At 48.7% G+C, this 16,658-nt stretch carries 14 protein-coding genes; 10 read left to right on the top strand and 4 right to left on the bottom strand.

Features of this window, described 5'->3' with window-relative positions; translation table 11 throughout:
• Nucleotides 1-661: 661 nt before the first annotated feature.
• Both Pan54_RS16050 and mnmA read left to right on the top strand, forming a co-directional pair.
• Nucleotides 662-946, top strand: coding sequence for a hypothetical protein (locus Pan54_RS16050; RefSeq protein WP_207310158.1), 285 nt, complete (start codon nt 662-664; stop codon nt 944-946).
• 177 nt (nt 947-1,123) lie between these two features.
• Nucleotides 1,124-2,281, top strand: coding sequence for a tRNA 2-thiouridine(34) synthase MnmA (mnmA, locus tag Pan54_RS16045; RefSeq protein ID WP_146504441.1), 1,158 nt, complete (start codon nt 1,124-1,126; stop codon nt 2,279-2,281).
• On the opposite strand, the gene Pan54_RS16040 is transcribed toward mnmA, so the two are convergent.
• Nucleotides 2,257-3,489: an ATP-grasp domain-containing protein gene (locus Pan54_RS16040; RefSeq protein ID WP_165441808.1), complete on the bottom strand. Its 1,233-nt coding sequence runs from the start codon at nt 3,487-3,489 to the stop codon at nt 2,257-2,259. The two genes, mnmA and Pan54_RS16040, sit on opposite strands and share 25 nt — an antisense overlap.
• 528 nt (nt 3,490-4,017) lie before the next feature.
• On the opposite strand from Pan54_RS16040, the gene fae reads away from it, so the two are divergent.
• The gene (fae, locus tag Pan54_RS16035; RefSeq protein ID WP_146504439.1) at nt 4,018-4,515 is read left to right on the top strand and encodes a formaldehyde-activating enzyme; all 498 of its coding nucleotides are present in this window, start codon (nt 4,018-4,020) and stop codon (nt 4,513-4,515) included.
• A 176-nt stretch (nt 4,516-4,691) separates the two neighbouring features.
• Nucleotides 4,692-5,546: an NADP-dependent methylenetetrahydromethanopterin/methylenetetrahydrofolate dehydrogenase gene (locus tag Pan54_RS16030; protein WP_146504438.1), complete on the top strand. Its 855-nt coding sequence runs from the start codon at nt 4,692-4,694 to the stop codon at nt 5,544-5,546.
• A gap of 123 nt (nt 5,547-5,669) precedes the next feature.
• Here Pan54_RS16030 and Pan54_RS16025 read toward each other — a convergent pair whose 3' ends face one another.
• Together Pan54_RS16025 and Pan54_RS16020 are read right to left on the bottom strand one after the other, a co-directional pair.
• Nucleotides 5,670-6,152 carry a DUF1499 domain-containing protein gene (locus tag Pan54_RS16025; protein ID WP_207310157.1) on the bottom strand — a complete coding sequence of 161 codons (483 nt, stop codon included), beginning with the start codon at nt 6,150-6,152 and terminating at the stop codon, nt 5,670-5,672.
• Between the two features lie 2 nt (nt 6,153-6,154).
• Complete coding sequence (locus Pan54_RS16020; protein ID WP_146504437.1) at nt 6,155-7,027, bottom strand: MBL fold metallo-hydrolase; 873 nt, start codon at nt 7,025-7,027, stop codon at nt 6,155-6,157.
• Between the two features lie 157 nt (nt 7,028-7,184).
• Here Pan54_RS16020 and Pan54_RS16015 point away from each other — a divergent pair, with 157 nt between their 5' ends.
• From Pan54_RS16015 to Pan54_RS16000, 4 genes are all read left to right on the top strand, one after another.
• Entirely contained in the window at nt 7,185-8,288 is a 1,104-nt protein-coding gene (locus Pan54_RS16015) for a glucose 1-dehydrogenase (protein WP_146506470.1), read from the top strand.
• Between the two features lie 220 nt (nt 8,289-8,508).
• Complete coding sequence (locus Pan54_RS16010) at nt 8,509-8,817, top strand: GlsB/YeaQ/YmgE family stress response membrane protein (protein ID WP_207310156.1); 309 nt, start codon at nt 8,509-8,511, stop codon at nt 8,815-8,817.
• A 419-nt stretch (nt 8,818-9,236) separates the two neighbouring features.
• A complete protein-coding gene (locus Pan54_RS16005) occupies nt 9,237-10,109 on the top strand; it encodes a class I SAM-dependent DNA methyltransferase (RefSeq protein WP_207310155.1) in 873 nt (290 codons plus the stop codon).
• A gap of 99 nt (nt 10,110-10,208) precedes the next feature.
• Nucleotides 10,209-11,147 (top strand): homocysteine S-methyltransferase family protein, encoded by a 939-nt coding sequence (locus Pan54_RS16000; protein ID WP_207310154.1) that lies wholly within the window; start codon nt 10,209-10,211, stop codon nt 11,145-11,147.
• Between the two features lie 99 nt (nt 11,148-11,246).
• On the opposite strand, the gene Pan54_RS15995 is transcribed toward Pan54_RS16000, so the two are convergent.
• Nucleotides 11,247-12,407, bottom strand: a complete 1,161-nt coding sequence (locus tag Pan54_RS15995) for a Gfo/Idh/MocA family protein (protein WP_146504436.1) — start codon at nt 12,405-12,407, stop codon at nt 11,247-11,249.
• A gap of 340 nt (nt 12,408-12,747) precedes the next feature.
• Between Pan54_RS15995 and Pan54_RS15990 the strand changes: the two genes are divergently transcribed.
• Together Pan54_RS15990 and Pan54_RS15985 are read left to right on the top strand one after the other, a co-directional pair.
• Entirely contained in the window at nt 12,748-13,080 is a 333-nt protein-coding gene (locus Pan54_RS15990; RefSeq protein WP_146504435.1) for a zinc ribbon domain-containing protein YjdM, read from the top strand.
• A gap of 596 nt (nt 13,081-13,676) precedes the next feature.
• A complete protein-coding gene (locus Pan54_RS15985; protein ID WP_146504434.1) occupies nt 13,677-16,610 on the top strand; it encodes a secretin N-terminal domain-containing protein in 2,934 nt (977 codons plus the stop codon).
• Nucleotides 16,611-16,658: the final 48 nt, after the last annotated feature.

Here is a 16,658-nt window from a genome sequence, read left to right as displayed (position 1 = left end):
TTTCAGGGCAGGTCAGTTAACTGCATCAGAGACATTCACAGCCTTTGGTCAGCATCGCAAGCTACACTCTTTTCCGGTCCCCAGTGGTCTACCTCGGTAGACTTACGGGTCCACTGCGGTTGTCTTGTTGTGGCATCGCAGGATTTGCAATGCTCTCGGGACCGAACAATACACCCTGATTTTAAGCACTTTACAAAACGTAGTCCTGTATTAATCACTATCGTCGCATTCGCGTCATCAGCATGCAGCAATAAAGATCGTGTCTACTGCTGCGACTCAATGATTTCCTGAACAACCAAAGTGCATGGCCTGATCGGACAACAGACCTAACGGAATCTGCTTGTCTGACTTGCACGGAAGGGATGGAAAGGTTGGGCGATGCAAAAAAATCGCAATAAAAATCTCTTGCGTTATTTTACGAAAACCTTACATTGGGGCAGATTTGTGTAAGTCCTTTTGTGGCAAGGGGTGATGGTCAACTCCAATCGACGTAAGTCGAAAACAGGAAGTGGCACTCACTCGAACGATGCCGAGGACATCAGGCTGATCATTGGAGGTCAGTCTGGAAAGGATTCATTATCGTGGGAACTGGTTTGCCGAATTCTTTTGCCCGGTAAGCGGCGGTAAACCAACCACTATCGAACTCTGAGGAGGAGTGAACGTGGCCAAGAAAAAGGCAGCCAAGAAGACCGTCAAAAAAGCTGTTAAGAAGACAGCCAAAAAAGCCCCAGCAAAGAAGGCCGTCAAAAAGACCGCCAAGAAAGCTACTAAGAAGGCTCCAGTTAAAAAAGCTCCAGCGAAAAAAGCTGTGAAGAAAGCTGTTAAAAAGACTGCTAAAAAGACTGCTAAAAAAGCCGTCAAGAAAACAGCGAAGAAGGCCGTCAAGAAAACAGCCAAAAAATCTACAAAAAAATCTACAAAAAAGGCGACAAAGAAGTCCAAATAGGGCTGATGCGACGCAAAGTACCTGAAGCGATCAGTCTGACTGATCGCTTTTTTATTGCGCTGGATATTGCCGTCAGACCTCTGACCGGTACGATGGAAGAAGACAGTCAGTGTTCGCTGAGGCTGCCTTTGTTTGAATCCAATGATGCGATAACCTGATTACTGAGTGGACGGGAAAATGCCGGAGCGTGTTGTACTTGCAATGAGTGGTGGAGTGGATAGCTCAGCCGCCGCTTATTTGCTCAAGAAGCAGGGATATGATGTCATCGGTCTCTTTATGAGATCGGGGGCAACTGATGAGACCTGTACAGTCGATGAATCGAATCCGCTTTCGCTCCCCGTGATTAACGTAAAGTCTCATAAGCAGGGTTGCTGCAGTGCCTCTGATGCAGCCGATGCACGTCGGGTCGCTGATGAACTTGATATCCCCTTTCATGCCTTGAACTTCCAGGATGCTTTCGGACGCATCAAAGACTATTTCGCCGATGAATATTTAGCCGGTCGCACGCCCAATCCCTGCGTGATGTGCAACAACTGGCTGAAGTTTGGTCGCCTGTGGGATTTTGCCAGGCAGGTCGGGGCTACAAAAATCGCATCTGGGCACTATGCTCAGTTGGAAACCGATCCCTCAGGCACAACGCATCTGCTGCGGGGACTTGACCTTTCTAAAGACCAGTCTTACGTCCTGTTCGGCATCCATCCCGATCTGCTTACACGCATTTTATTTCCAGTGGGGGGATATCAGAAATCGGAAATCCGAGAGTTAGCCGGAGCGGCTCGGTTGGAAACGGCCAATAAGAGAGACAGTCAGGAAATCTGCTTCATCCCCGACAACGATTATGCTGGCTTTGTGAATCGATATCGAGGCGAGCAGCAGACAGCTGGAAACTTTGTAACTCAATCCGGCGAAGTCCTGGGACAACATATCGGGTTTGAGCATTTCACGATTGGTCAGAGACGCGGGCTGGGTATTGCATTTGGTTCTCCGAAGTTTGTTCTCGAAATCCGTCCGGAGTCCTGTGATGTTGTGCTCGGAGATTACGAAGAACTCGGACGAAATGCACTGATTGCAGATCGCACCAACTGGCTGGCTGAAGTTCCTCGACAATTTCGATGTCAGGCTCAGATTCGCTATCAACATCGCCCCGCTGATTGTGAAGTTACCTGTCGAGATGATGGAACCATTGAAGCTCGTTTTGAGAATCCGCAATTCGGAGTTGCTCCTGGACAGGCATTCGTCTGTTATGACAATAACCGTGTCCTGGGAGGAGGCTGGATTCGTGAAAGCCTGAATCATTCGAACACTCAGAATCAGAATGAGTCCGCGGCACGATAAGCAGCTCCGTTCGTTTGTAACATGATCCAGTCCTCGACCAGCAGCTTTCGCCTCAACAGTTGCTCCTCACAATTTCTGATCGTCTTTCCAGTTGCCCAAACCGTGCAGATTGGTTCTCCAGTAGTAAAACGTTTTCCCGGTTGAGGCAGGTCTGAAAGTTGGGGGATCTCCCAGGCCGAATAATTCTGAGAGATTCCTCCCAGTTCCTGTATGATTGGCAACCAGTTCCAGTTGTTAGAGAGTTGCAGCTCAGATCTGGCAAACAGAAATGCCTTCCCAATCACTGCGGGCTTCGTGGAATCATTTTTGAAATTGGTACGCATGAACGAAGAAGAGTTAGCCAGCAACAGATCCAAAAAAGATCCGCCCGTTGCCAGTTCGAGCACTTCCATTGCGGCTGTGTATCGAGGATTCACTTCTATCACCGCAGGACGATCATCTTTTAAAATAAAATCAAACCCCCACAATCCCCTCAGATCGTATACCTGAGCCAACCTTTGACCAATCTCCTGGATTTCCAGAACTAATTTCTTTGCAATGCTAAGCTCCAGTTCAAAAAGATCTTCGTTCCGTGCCGTTCCGATTGTGCCCGTATAAGCAAATGGAAAATCGGGAAGCTCAGGGCAGCCAGTTTGTTGTTTTGTGAGTCCCAGAAATTCAGTTGACTGGGGTTGAGAATTCAAAAATGAACAAAATTGCGCAGAGTAAACCGGTCCCACAATGTATTCCTGCTCATAATATCCATTCTCTTCCAGGTCGCTGATCGTGTCAGCCATGAGGCTGATGGCATATCCTCCCGTGGCGGAGCGGGATTTTCTAATCCACTTCAGTTGACTAACATCGTCTGGGCGTCCCGACATACGAACTTTGAGTGATTGATATTGCCATATTTTCATAGTCTGCTGCAGGGAAATCGGATCGCGGATGTTCTGCATGACCATCGCTGAGTTCCCCCAGATGGGACGTTGGTCAGCAAGCTGCTGCAATTCCTCAAGTCGATTTTCCCAACCTCCAATGGGCAGAAAGGGAATCGAGCGAGGAATCTTCTTCCAGAACTCTGTCGTTTGCTCAGACTTTAAAGCCAGGGATGGCAAATCGAGATCCAGACATTGATCAAAAAGGACAGGCCTCAAACCAGCCCGCACGACGGACCAGGCGGCCGCCCGGGTCGAAAATCCGTCAATCAGAACTTCATTGGAATTGGCCATGTTCATTCCTGTTGTTTCAATCCCATTGTCAGTGAAATTGCGACGTTCGCGAAGTGCAATCGGCTCCGCGCTGGCGATGATTTTGAGTTGGAGAAATCGACTGAGTATAAATGGATGTTCGTCTCATGCTGGAAATTGGTCGGCAAACATGATATTCCTCAGGCTGGTTCTCAGCCCGTAGGACTTGTTACCATGGATTAACTTCGAGAGGATATTATCTATCTGGTCGAGCCTGCGGGAGCATCTTAGGCTCAATGAGAACCTAAATTTCGAGTTCATGTATGTCGCTTGAGATTCCGAATTGAACTCTCTTGCTTTGCTTCGGCAATTCACTGCATGCACATTATGAAAATCTTCAGTAACAGACCAGAGTGGATGTCGCTGTTGTTCTCCATTGGGAGACAAGATTTCCATAATCCTTAAGGGGTCCGGAAGGACATCGTACAGAGCAGTTTGCTCGAACAGTAACAGAGCGTTTGCTCAAACAGTAATCATTGAATGGTCTAGCACTAACAAAAGGAGAACTCCATGGGAATGCGTATTGGCGAAGCTTTAGTCGGCGATGGAAATGAAATTGCACACATCGATTTAATCATCGGTGAAAAAGATGGCCCTGCAGGTACTGCATTTGCAAATGCCCTGTCTCAACAAACAGCCGGTCACAGCAATTTGCTGGCCGTTCTCGAACCGAATCTGGCCGTCAAACCAGCAACTGTGATGATCACTAAAGTGACAATTAAAGGTGCCAAGCAAGCCGTTCAGATGTTTGGACCAGCCCAGTATGCTGTCGCCAAAGCCGTTGCCGATAGTGTGGCTGATGGTGTGATTCCAAAAGATCAGGCTGAGAATCTTGTCATCATTTGTGGCGTCTTCATTCATTGGGATGCCGCCGATGATAAAAAGATTTATGAATACAATTACGAAGCGACCAAGTTGTCGATTCAGAGAGCCATGAAGAACGAACCTTCTGCAGATGAAATGATCGCTAAGAAAGATACTGCCAAGCATCCATTCTCTGGTGTTTAATCGATCATTCGTTAAAAAACGTGCCTGGTAAGTAAAAATACTTACCGCACAGGTGTTTTGAGACAACTCCCGTTTTCCAAGATTGCGGGAGTTGTTTTACGTATGCTTGGAAAGATAATAGAGACTCTGATTGAAAGAAAAATGTTTAGCGCCAATTCCTAAGAATGCAACGATTAATGAAACGGATTCTCTTACAACTCGACAGTGATTCCCATCCGAGTAGTTTCGATGCGGTGACCGCAATTGACGGAGGAGTCGACCAGTTATTGCCTTATGGAAATGTCTCAGCGGTGAATGTCGTTTCTTTGGTACAGGGTGCGATGTTCACACGCTCTCCAAAGGATTTACATAACACAGCGATCTTTCTTGGGGGGAGCAACGTCGAAGCAGGAGAGTCCCTGATGAAACGAATTCAGGAACAGTTCTTCGGCCCGATCCGCGTCTCCGTCATGATGGATTCAAACGGTTGCAATACCACCGCTTCGGCTGCGGTCATTTATTCCCAATCTCATATGAAGCTTGAGAAAGCCCAGGCCGTTGTGCTTGGGGGTACTGGTCCTGTGGGCCGACGCGTGGCTCGACTTCTCGCTTTACAGGGAAGCCGTGTTCGAGTCGTTTCTCGCCAACTCGAACGTGCTCAGCAAGTGTGTCGGACTATCGATGGGAAAACGGGATTGTTTGAACCAGCCGCACTGAATGACGAAGTGCCGATTGACGATCTGATTGCTGATGCTGAAATCATTGTCGCTGCCGGGGCAGCCGGGGTGGAATTCTGCAAACTTGAAAACCTGCGAAAATTCAAAAAATTGCAGGTTGTCATCGATTTGAATGCAGTCTCCCCCTTGGGAATTGAGGGAATAGAATCGAGCGACAAAGCTCGCAAAGTCGATCACTTGATTTGCTATGGAGCCGTTGGCGTGGGGGGATTGAAAATGCGACTTCATCACCAGATGATTTCGAAACTGTTTGAATCCAACGATCAGATATTCGATACGAATGCAATCTTTGAGGCAGGGCTGAAACTTCTTTAGACCATTTTTAAATGGTTTCTGCAGCCGCTTGGGCACCAACATCATGAAAACGCTGTGTCTGCTCCTGCCAAACGCTGCAGAATGTTATTGAATAGGCGCTATGTATTCTTTGCATCGATCTGCTTATGACTCTCCAAACTTGCGTGTGAAACCCTGCATTCGTTGTCGGTTCACTCCCAGATCCGAATAACCAACGCGGGCGGCTGAGCGGAAGTGGATCAGTTTTTCGGAATCGTCAATCAGAAACTCGACATCATCGACAAACCGGAACAGAAAACTGCGGCACTCAGCATGCACATAATTGTGCTTCTCTTCCACAATTTTCGTGCGAGGTAACTGTTGCAGGATTTGTGTGATGCGATTCAGTGCAGATTCTTCAGAGCCGGTGTAAGGAATTGGCGGCAGGAGTTTGTCTGCCTGGTCAGTCTGGGTCGAAACGCAATTCGGTGTATCGGGGCAGGGGGCCAACTTCATTTCGGTCACTCCAAGTTCTCCGGGGATGGAAATCGCAGCTCGAACTCGCATCATTACCATAAACACCAGCACTGCCAGAAATGCACAGGCAGCAAATTTTCCGACTGGAGTTTTCGGAAGTCGTAATTTCATATTCACACTCCCAACTGGAGGGCAGGACGAAACGGGTCATGATCAAACAATAGCCACCATTGATTTTCTGTCGCCATTTTTAACAATTCTGTTTTCATCCGTCGCGTCTGCAGCAAATTCACATCGTACGACATGCACCAGGCCATCTGCTGATGAGCGGCTGTCGCACAGAGATCCCCGGCAAACAAGGCTCCCTCATTTTTCGATTCGATCAGCACCGACTGATGCCCCACGGAATGCCCCCCCGTTTCCCACACCGTAATCCCAGGCAGGATCATCTCTCGATCCTCTACCAGTTGTAATTGGCCAGACTTTTCGAGAACTGAGAAATCATCCGGGATGTACGAGCCACGAAGTTCCGGCAACTGGCTGTTGGCAATGTCCCATTCCAGATGATTGACCACATATCGGGCATTAGGAAACGTCGGCTGGAGTTCATTTTTCGAGTTGAATCTCGTACATCCACCAGCGTGGTCAAAGTGCAAATGAGAGAGAATCACAATGTCGATGGATTCCGGGGAAATCTGATGGCGCTCCAGGTTATCGAGCAGCCAGTTCCCTTGCTCAATCCGATGATGCGTCCGAAATTTTTCCGGAAGTTTGGTCCCATATCCGGTGTCGAGCAGGATTTTCTGAGTGTCGGTTTCGATCAGAAAGCAATTCGTTTCCTGTAAAATTCGGTTATCAGAGTCCGGTTCATAGTGTTTTTGCCAGAGAGTTTTTGGGACCACTCCAAAAATCGTCCCACCATCGATCCAGTATTGCCCACCGGAATATGGCCTGAGACGAAATTCGCCAATCTGAATTTCATTTCGCGGATTTTCACTTCTCTGGGATTCTCTCATGGAATTATTCTGATGTGCATTGGACGACACACATTCGCTCCTGTATTCTGAATGATTAATTGACAATTGTCAGTAAAGTTGTCCGACATCATCCACGGGGGATGTGTTCTGATTAGGGCAATCTTACCATTCCTCTTACATCATCTGATCTTACGCCTGAGCGACAAGAGAAAAAGTGAGTTCTTTTATGAAAGCGATCGCCGTCCATCCGGGTAAAGCCCATACCATGCACATGCGTGATATCGAAAAACCGGAACTCGCTTCCATTCCTCATGGCCGTGGTGTGCTGGTTAAAGTGTTGCAGGTTGGAGTCGATGCCACCGATCTGGAAATCAGCGAAGCCCAGTATGGAGCCTCTCCTCAGGGCGATGATTTTCTGGTGATTGGCCATGAAGTCTTCGGAATCGTCGAAGAAGTCGGCGACAAGGTCGATCATGTCAAGCCGGGGGATTTTGTGGCCTGTACGGTCAGACGCCCCGGCAAGTCAATTTACGATACGATCGGTCGTTCCGATATTACGAGCGAGGAAACCTATTACGAACGCGGCATCAATCTGCGACATGGTTTCATGACAGAATATTTTGTCGACGACGCGGAGTTTATTGTCAAGTTTCCCGGACAGCTCAAAGAGATTGGCGTATTGGCCGAACCGGCCAGTGTGTGCGCCAAAGCGATTGAACAAGCCTATGCCGCTCAGCAGAGATTGCAGGTCTGGGAACCCAAAACGGCCTGGGTCATGGGAGCTGGACAAATCGGTTTACTTGCCACGATGATGCTCAAACTGCGTCGACTCAACGTCTGCACCATCGCTCGCTCGCCTGCAGCGGGAAATCTCAAAGCGGAAATTACGGAAGCATTCGGCGCTCATTATGTCAGTACAAAGAACAGCTCTCTGGAAGACGTTGCCAAAGAGTATGGCCGACCGGATCTGATTATCGAAGCAACTGGCAACAGCATGATTGCCTTCCAGTGCATGAACGTGCTCAACCTGAACGGGGCACTTGTTCTGACCAGTGTGACCGGAGGATCCCGTCAGACGGAAATTGAGTCCGATAAAATCAATTTGGAGTGGGTGCTCGGCAACAAACTGATGCTCGGCTCAGTCAACGGCAACTTCCGCCACTTTCAGGAAGGGATCGCAGCACTGGCCTTAGGGTCAGCCATGTATCCCGACACCATCGAAAAATTGCTGACCCACCCAATCGATGGCATGGACAACTACAAACAACTCCTGCCTCTGCTGGCTGATTCCTCCGTACTGAAAGTGTTCGTCAATATCGCCACGGCATAACTCCCCAGTCCTGTACGTCATGCATACCAGTGAAAAGCGGACTCGCACAGGTACCCGACTCAACTGGTGTGTCAGTAGACAATGGAAGCAAAGACTGTATGAGGAGGAAATTAACAACAACAGTTGACGGATGGAAATCTGGAAAATTTGGATCACCAATGTGTTTGCCAGGCAAGTATCGAGCTACAATATCGGAAGCAGATCAATGATTTGAAATTAGATGAGATGGTCGAGTCAAACAGAACATTCGGTTAAAGGGAAAACGATGGGTATTTTCGGAGTCATCAGCTGGTGTATTTTTGGCTTGATCATTGGTGCTATCGCAAGATTTGTGATGCCCGGAGTTCAAGCAATGGGATGGGGGATGACATTAATCCTGGGAATCGTGGGCTCTTTTGTGGGAGGCGCATTGTCCTCTTTGGTTTCGACTGGTGGATCAGAAGGAATTGTCAATCCCGCTGGTTGGGTTATGTCAATTATTGGAGCCCTGCTTGTATTGTTTGTTGCGGGCAAATTGCAAAAGAGTTAGCAATTAGAGTTTTGCAAAACTCCAGTTAGTAACCCTGTTCCAATTGGAAACCGGAATTCCTAATACATCCTGAAAAGGTCTTACGGGGTGGCGGGGGCGCTCCGCTTCAGCGGAAGCCCCCGGACGTTTAATCATTCGGGGGCTTCTCTTCGAGAGCGCCCCCGCCACCCGGCTTTGAATATATTCCGGAATGCATCTGGTGATAATCAGTGTTCAAAAAATGTTGAATTTCTCCGGTTTTCATTGGGAACGCAGTCAGTAGTGCCAAAAGATATATTTTGCGTTTTGCTTGAGCAAATATCACATTACTGGGCAAAAACAGAACATATGAAGGCACAATGCATTGAGAAATACTCGATCAAAGATGAAAAAATAGTCAATTTCTTGAATTCGGGAGCGGTCATTCCAGAAGTGCCTTGATGTTTCTCAGACATCCTTATCATGAAGCCATGAGCTTCACGGTGAAGTCTCATGCTTTGCAAGGTTATTCCCCTCGAACGAATTCAAATGAACCAATGCTTCAACGACATCGCATTCAATTTCCCCCACAGGACGCCAATCACCTCGGACAGGACGAAGTCAGTTTTCACCTTCTGGAAGACGATCGAAAAACCCGTATTCGTTTTCATGATTACGACGAAATCTATCAGCGTCCCGGTTTGTATGAACAGGTCTTTTACGATCGCCTCAAATGCTCCTCTCCCAACAAAGTGGGCGAAATTCTCAAGCAGACTCTCGACGATTTCGGCAAGAATTTCAGTGAACTTCGGGTTCTCGATCTCGGAGCCGGGAACGGGATTATGGGAGAAGTGATGAAAAAATACGGCGTCGCCCGGTTAGTAGGCGTCGATATTATTCCCGAAGCAAAAGCTGCCTGTGTGCGAGACCGTCCCGATATTTATGATGAATATTATGTGGCTGATTTTACAAATCTGGATAACGATCTTGCCGAAGAAATCTCCGGCTGGTCCATCGATTGTCTGACATCAGTGGCAGCTTTAGGATTCGGAGATATCCCGTTGCAGGCTTTCAGTCAGGCACTCAGTTTCGTTCAAACAGATGGTTGGGTGGCATTCAATATCAAAGAAACCTTTCTCGACAAATCTGACCAGTCGGGATTTTCCCGGTTCATTCGTGAACTGATTGCTTCGGAATTTCTCGATATCTATCACATGGAAAAATATCGACATCGTCTTTCGATGGAAGGCACACCGCTCTATTATTTTGCGTTGATTGCACAGAAAACGGCTGATATTCCCGACGATTTCCTGAAGCGTCATGAATTGATTTGAGAAAGTTTCGCAATTTTGGGCGACTCCGGTGTCACCTTTAATGCAGGCTTTTCGATAATCAGATTACAGGGCCTGTCTTAAATTTTGAAAGGGAGCACAATGCCGGATAGTCGAGTTGAGTTGATGTTAGATCTGGAAAAGCCGTTCCTGACCGATGGCGGAATGGAAACGACTTTGATTTTTCATGAAGGAATCGAGTTGCCTCACTTTGCCTCAATCACATTGATGCAAACAGAGCAGGGGCGTGAGGTTCTTAAAAATTATTTTCGCAGTTATTTACAATTGGCGAAGACATACCAGACCGGTTTCGTGCTCGAAAGTGTTACGTGGCGTGCCTCGGCCGACTGGGCCTCTCCTTTAGGATTGACACAAAGTCAACTGCAGCGACTTAACGAACAAAGCGTACAACTTCTGGAAGAAATGCGGGCGGAATTCTGCGACCATCCACTTCCTATTCTATTGAGTGGGTGTATTGGGCCAAGGGGAGATGGCTATCAACCCGGTCAAATGATGACTGCTCAAGAAGCAGAAAAATATCATCGGGGACAGACTCAGCAACTGGTCAATGGGCAGGCTGATATGATCAGTGCGATGACTCTTTCCTATATGGAAGAGGGACTCGGTATTGCACGTGCTGCTCAGTCGATTGAAATTCCTGTCGTGCTCTCGTTCACAGTGGAAACCGATGGTCGGCTCCCTTCGGGAGAATTACTGTCCGACGTGATCAGGCAAGTGGATGAAGCAACTGGCGGGTATCCTCTTTATTATATGATCAATTGTGCCCACCCAAGTCACTTTCTGCATCTCTTCGAAGAGCAGGGAGAATGGATGCAGCGGATTCAAGGCCTCCGAACGAATGCATCGACGAAAAGCCACGCAGAACTTGACGAATCGACCGAACTCGATATCGGTGATCCGCATCAGTTGGGTCGAGATCATATCTCTTTGATGTCTTCTCTGAACAATTTGAAAGTTTTAGGAGGGTGCTGCGGGACGGATCTTCGTCATGTTGATGCGATCGCTCGAAATTGCCTCTAAAGCATATTCAAAAATTACCTGCAGCGTCCGGCAGGAGCAAACTCAGCGTTTTCAGGGCATTTGAGGTCCATGCGACTGCAGATACCATTTGAAAATGGTCTAAAGAGTCACCCAGATTTGTTCGTTTGCGGAAATCGCACCGGCTTCGGCTAAACGAACTCCCGCAGCTGCTGAGGATAGTGTCCAGGGGAAGTCAGCGTCATCGACGCAGTGTCGAATAAACTGTTCCCACTGAATCTTGAAAGCGTTGTCGTACTCGGTTGAGTTCGGCAATATTTGCCAGTTGTCGTAAAAGTGAATTGGCTGTGGGACATCCGGATTCCATGTTGGCCGGGGAGTTGCAGACAGGCTTTGAATCCAGCAATCTCTCAGTCCGGCCACTGCCGATCCTTCTGTGCCATCGACCTGAATGGTTAATAAGTCGTCGCGGCGGACTCGGGTTGTCCAGGAACTATTGAACTGACACGTCAGTCCATTCTTCAAGACGAACAGGGCTGAGGCAGAATCATCAGCAGTGCACTGATAAGGCTCTCCAGACTCGTCAATGCGTTCTGCAATGTCGGTCGTCTTATGAGCCAGCACACGTGCGATGGGGCCAAACAAATCATTGATCAAGTATTCCCAATGGCAAAACATATCGATCATCATTCCTCCACCATCTTCGCTGCGATAATTCCATGAAGGTCGCTGCGGCGGTTGATCCTGATCATGTCCGGAAAAAACCCAGTAGCCGAATTCTGCACGAACTCCCAGAATCTTCCCAAAGAATCCCTGGTCACGCAGCATTCTCAACTTGCGGATGCCGGGCAGCCATAATTTATCCTGGACGACACCGTTCTTCACGCCCGTTTTCTCAGCAAGTGCGACCAGTTCGCTGGCCTCATTCGCATTGATGGCTATCGGTTTTTCACAATAGACCGCTTTGCCGTGCTCCATTGCCGCTCGCAAGATTTCTGGTCTCAAATTCGTACTGGCAGCATCAAAAACAATCTCGACACTCTCGTCGAGCAGGATGGATTCGAGATTTGTGGTGAACTCGATTGCACGTCCAATTTCCTGCATCGAAACCGTTTCGGCCAAGTGCTTCAATTTCACAGCATCCCGTCCGACGAGAATCGGTTCAATTTGTTGCCATTGACCTGTCGAAAGCTTGACACCTCCCTGCTTTATGATGGGAAGAATCGACCGGATGAGATGTTGGTTTGTCCCCATGCGACCTGTAACGCCGTGCATGGCAATTCGAATTGGAGTGAGGGGCATTCATCGACCTTTGAGAATTTTCCTGGAGAGTGTGCGACTGAATCAGCTGGACAGGACTTACTCAAAATATCAGATGACACTCAAGCAATAAACTCTCTCAAGCCTACCGACTTGTCGATTGATTTGCGATCATCCTGCCAGTTGATTCTCTTGGGAATGAATCATCTACGGCTTTCTCAAATAGGCACAATCAACTACAATGAGCTCAGATCATTGAAAGCATATTCAAAAATAAACGGCTGCGTTGGGCAGAAGCAAACTCCGTGTTTTAGGGCATTGGTGTCCAAACGATTGCATAATCCATTTGAAAATAGTCTAAGCACAAACTGGCGACGAAATTATGAGCGATCTCCCCAACTGCCCGGAATGCGGCGGCGAATTCACTTACGAGGACGGCCCCTTGCTCGTTTGTCCAACTTGCTCTCACGAATGGTCGCCTGCCAACGAAGCTGCCACTGCCATCGACAATGCCACGCGCGACGCGAATGGTAACGTGCTGGAAAACGGCGATTCGGTCGTCGTCATTAAAGACCTGAAATACAACGGCGGCGTTGTCAAAGTTGGCACCAAGGTGAAGAACATCCGAATTGTTACTGGCGATCACGACATTGACTGCAAAATCACTGGCGTCGGAGCGATGTCTCTGAAATCCGAATTCGTTAAAAAAGCTTAACGAGACTCCCCGCACAGCATCCAGGGAGTTCACTATCGAGCTTTAAATGTGGCTCCTCCCATGCACGGGCTATCAAACTGCAGTTATCTTGTACCAATTCCCCCTCCCTCGTCATGGGGCCTTTCCAGAGAGTGATCGTTGCTGATTTGTCGTCATCAGGAGCAGAGCTAACTGTCAGTACAGTTCATCGTGTTGTTGACAGGTTGCCACTTCAAGCCAATTTGTGCCTGTCGCAAATGAGGCACGGCTGCCAACCCCTGTATATCACAATTTTTTTGATAAATTCTTCATCAAAATTTCCGACCGAAACTCTCACGCCTGCGGCTGGTTTAATCTCTTGACGACTTGACGACTTGACGACTTGACGACTTGACGACTTGACGGGGAAGGTGTGCGCTGGGTTCATGCTTTTGCGATACCGAGAACGATTACAGTCTGCAAAATCGTTACGATTGACATAGATTGTCAAAATCAACACGTGAATTGGCTTGATTTCCCAGTAGAATCGATCAGACGTCGATAATGATGGATGTCGCCTGCTGGTCAGGTTGGCACTGCTGGATTATTCTTTAAGACGATATCAACTGGTGAAAATCATGTTCAAACAATGTTCTGACTGGATTCGCCTGACTTTTCCTGCCGTTTTTATGATGAGCATACTAACCGTCTCTGTTCAGGCTCAAAATGAACCGCCAGCTGGGAATGGTCAGGAATCGCTGGAATCCTTGCTCGATTTATTCGGTGAAGGGCCTGCACCGGAGAAGCCAGCAACGCCACCGCCCGGTTCACCCGTTGATCCCCCGAAATCTCCCGAGCCTGCCCAGGCAATTCCTGCACCTGCAAACTCGACGGCTTCTCAATCAATGCCAACTGGAGAAACTGTTCGCGAAGCTCCTGCAGGCATGTTGCAATTCAACTTCCGGTTTGCAAACTGGGAAGATGTGTTGCGAACTCTGGCCGATGTGTCCGGTTTGACTCTGGACATGCAGACCACGCCTCCTGGCTCCTTCTCCTACTTTGATAAAGAACCGAAAACGCCGGTCGAAGCTCTCGACATTTTGAATGGATATCTGATTCAACGCGGTTACATTCTGGTACGACGCGACAAATTCCTGATTGTGACCAACATCGAAAATGGAATTCCTGCGAATCTCGTACCGACGATCGATCTGGAAGATCTCCCGAACCGAGGCAGTAATGAGCTGATTCGCATCGTCTTCGATCTGAACAGTTCGCGGGCGGAAGATCTCGTCGAAGATGTTCGCAGCCAGCTCGGACCTCAAGGCGAAGTTGTTTCCATGGGTGCGACCAACCGTCTGGTCGTCACGGGACTCGGTCAAAACCTGCGACGTGTCGATAAATTGCTGGCCGGTTCCAAATTGGCAGCTGGCCCGAACGATTTGAATTTCCGTGCGTTCACTCTCAAACATATTCCAGCTGCAGATGCCGAGCCGACGATTCGCGCATTACTCGGGGTGCAACTTTCGATGGATAGCAATTCCTCGTCTTCTTCCCGGAGCAGTAGAGGCGGTTCCGATCCCCGCTCACAATTCATGGAAATGATGGCTCAGCGGATGCGTGGTGGAGATGACGGTGGCCGTGGTCGTGGGGATTCGGGACGTTCGTCTTCTGACAGCAGTTCCTCATCAACAGCAGGACAGGCCCGTATCACAGTCGATAGCCGTACGAATAGTTTGCTGATCGCTGCCAAACAAGCCGATTTGTTAATTGTCGAACAAGCAATCGAACAAATCGATCTCCCGGCTCGAGAAGGACAGACTCAGTTCAAAGAAACGGGCGGGATGGTTCTGCGAGTTTACGAAATTGAAGAGGGCGAACTCGATGAGATTGCTCAAACGTTGATGGCGATGGTACCGGGCGTGATGATCAATGAAGATGACAGGGCAGACGTGTTGCACGTCGTCGGCACCGAAGCGGCTCAGCGGGAAATTGCAGAGTTGATTCGTACGATTATCGGTAAAGGAAGCTCGAATGATGTCGGCATCGTTCCGCTGTTCCGGCTCGATCCCGACTGGGCCTTGCTGACACTTTCCAACTTATTTGCCAACGAAGCCGAACCTCCGATTATTCAGCCCGATCTTTACGGTCAGAATCTGATTGTCCGAGGCAATTCGGATCACCTCCTGCAGGTCAAAACTTTGATACTGCAGATGTCTCAGGCAGCCGGTAATCAGCAGGAAATCTTTGGCGTGAATTCTGGTCCGGTTCGACAGATTCCACTCGGCGGCCAGGATCCCGCCGATTTATTACCGATGCTCCAGCAGATGTGGAAATCATCTGGTCGTACGCCCCTGCGAATTGTCCGACCTGAGGACCGTGAGCCTGTCCGTCAAGAGACGACTGAACCGAAGTCTCAATCAGAGGAAAACGATTCTGTTCAATTTGAACGAAATATCACACTGACAACAATTCCGGTTGTCTTTCAAGCTGAAGAAAAAGTAGAAGAACCAAAGGCAGAGGAAAAGAAGTCTCCCCCTGTCGAAGAAACAGGCATCTCGCTGACAATCATTGGAGACCAGTTAATTATTTCTGGTCAGAATGAAACCGAGTTGAATGCTCTGCAGTCGATGATCACCAAAATCCTGCAGCAATACGCGTCCAAAACCAAATGGACGATTTATTATCTGCGTTCCTCCGAAGCGACTGCGACTGCAGAAATGCTGCGTCAGTTGTTTCCCGATATTGACGTTTCCGGCACGACATCCTCTTCTTCGACCTCGTCGTTCGGCTCACGCTTGACGACTCAAGCCGCAGTCCAGCCCGTGACAGCTGAAAGCATTCGCATCATTCCTGAAACCCGCAGCAATGCCCTTTACATTTCAGGACCTGCCGATCGTGTTCGGGAGATTGAAGATGTACTCCAAGTACTCGATAGTTCCGAACTTCCCGAATCGTTTCGAAATCGAGTCGCCCGCAGTATCCCCGTAAAATATGCGAGTGTGGATGATGTCGCCGGAGTTCTCAAAGAGGTATTCGTCGATTTATTGCCGCAGCAAACACAGAGTCGACGTGGCCCGGGTGGCGGCGATGATGGCGGGACAAGTCTGGTCGCAGGCGAACTGACTCTCGGCGTCGATTCCAACACGAGCCAGATCATCGTCTCCTGCAATGAAACATTATTCCGTCAAGTTGAAGATCTAGTGAACTCTCTCGATGAAGCGGCTCGTGAAGCCAAGCGGACGGTTCGAGTTGTGAATCTCGACTACGCCAATGCCGCCGATGTTCAGAAGACCTTAGGGACACTCATTCCCAAAGTCACCTTCTCGACAAGTTCCTCTGGCCGAGTTTCGACATCAACGAGCAACTCTAACAACAGTAGTTCGAATACATCATCGGGTTCCCGAGATGGTGGCAGTGATCGCTCGTCGAGTAGCAGCGATGATTCCCGCCGACGTTTCTTTGAAGACATGATGCGTCGTCGCTCTGAAGGTGGCGGTGGCTCGCCATTTGGTGGAGGATCTCCCTTTGGTGGCAGCCGTTACGGCGGGGATCGTGGACGAGGCCGATAAAATAAATTTGACTTCTCTCCTACTCCCCAAATTCTTTGAACGTCACCA

It is taken from the genome of Rubinisphaera italica (assembly GCF_007859715.1).
Taxonomy (GTDB): domain Bacteria; phylum Planctomycetota; class Planctomycetia; order Planctomycetales; family Planctomycetaceae; genus Rubinisphaera; species Rubinisphaera italica.
This window is presented reverse-complemented; position numbering and strand designations above follow the sequence as displayed.

What these genes read in the sequence shown, in the direction of transcription:
- Pan54_RS16015 (WP_146506470.1), top strand. Translation starts at nt 7,185, where the DNA reads ATGAAAGCGATCGCCGTCCATCCGGGTAAAGCCCATACCATGCACATG.
- mnmA (WP_146504441.1), top strand. Translation starts at nt 1,124, where the DNA reads ATGCCGGAGCGTGTTGTACTTGCAATGAGTGGTGGAGTGGATAGCTCA.
- Pan54_RS15990 (WP_146504435.1), top strand. Translation starts at nt 12,748, where the DNA reads ATGAGCGATCTCCCCAACTGCCCGGAATGCGGCGGCGAATTCACTTAC.
- Pan54_RS16040 (WP_165441808.1), bottom strand. Translation starts at nt 3,489, where the DNA reads ATGGCCAATTCCAATGAAGTTCTGATTGACGGATTTTCGACCCGGGCG.
- Pan54_RS16000 (WP_207310154.1), top strand. Translation starts at nt 10,209, where the DNA reads ATGCCGGATAGTCGAGTTGAGTTGATGTTAGATCTGGAAAAGCCGTTC.
- Pan54_RS16025 (WP_207310157.1), bottom strand. Translation starts at nt 6,152, where the DNA reads ATGAAATTACGACTTCCGAAAACTCCAGTCGGAAAATTTGCTGCCTGT.
- Pan54_RS15985 (WP_146504434.1), top strand. Translation starts at nt 13,677, where the DNA reads ATGTTCAAACAATGTTCTGACTGGATTCGCCTGACTTTTCCTGCCGTT.
- Pan54_RS15995 (WP_146504436.1), bottom strand. Translation starts at nt 12,407, where the DNA reads ATGCCCCTCACTCCAATTCGAATTGCCATGCACGGCGTTACAGGTCGC.
- Pan54_RS16010 (WP_207310156.1), top strand. Translation starts at nt 8,509, where the DNA reads ATGAGATGGTCGAGTCAAACAGAACATTCGGTTAAAGGGAAAACGATG.
- Pan54_RS16005 (WP_207310155.1), top strand. Translation starts at nt 9,237, where the DNA reads ATGTTTCTCAGACATCCTTATCATGAAGCCATGAGCTTCACGGTGAAG.
- fae (WP_146504439.1), top strand. Translation starts at nt 4,018, where the DNA reads ATGGGAATGCGTATTGGCGAAGCTTTAGTCGGCGATGGAAATGAAATT.
- Pan54_RS16030 (WP_146504438.1), top strand. Translation starts at nt 4,692, where the DNA reads ATGAAACGGATTCTCTTACAACTCGACAGTGATTCCCATCCGAGTAGT.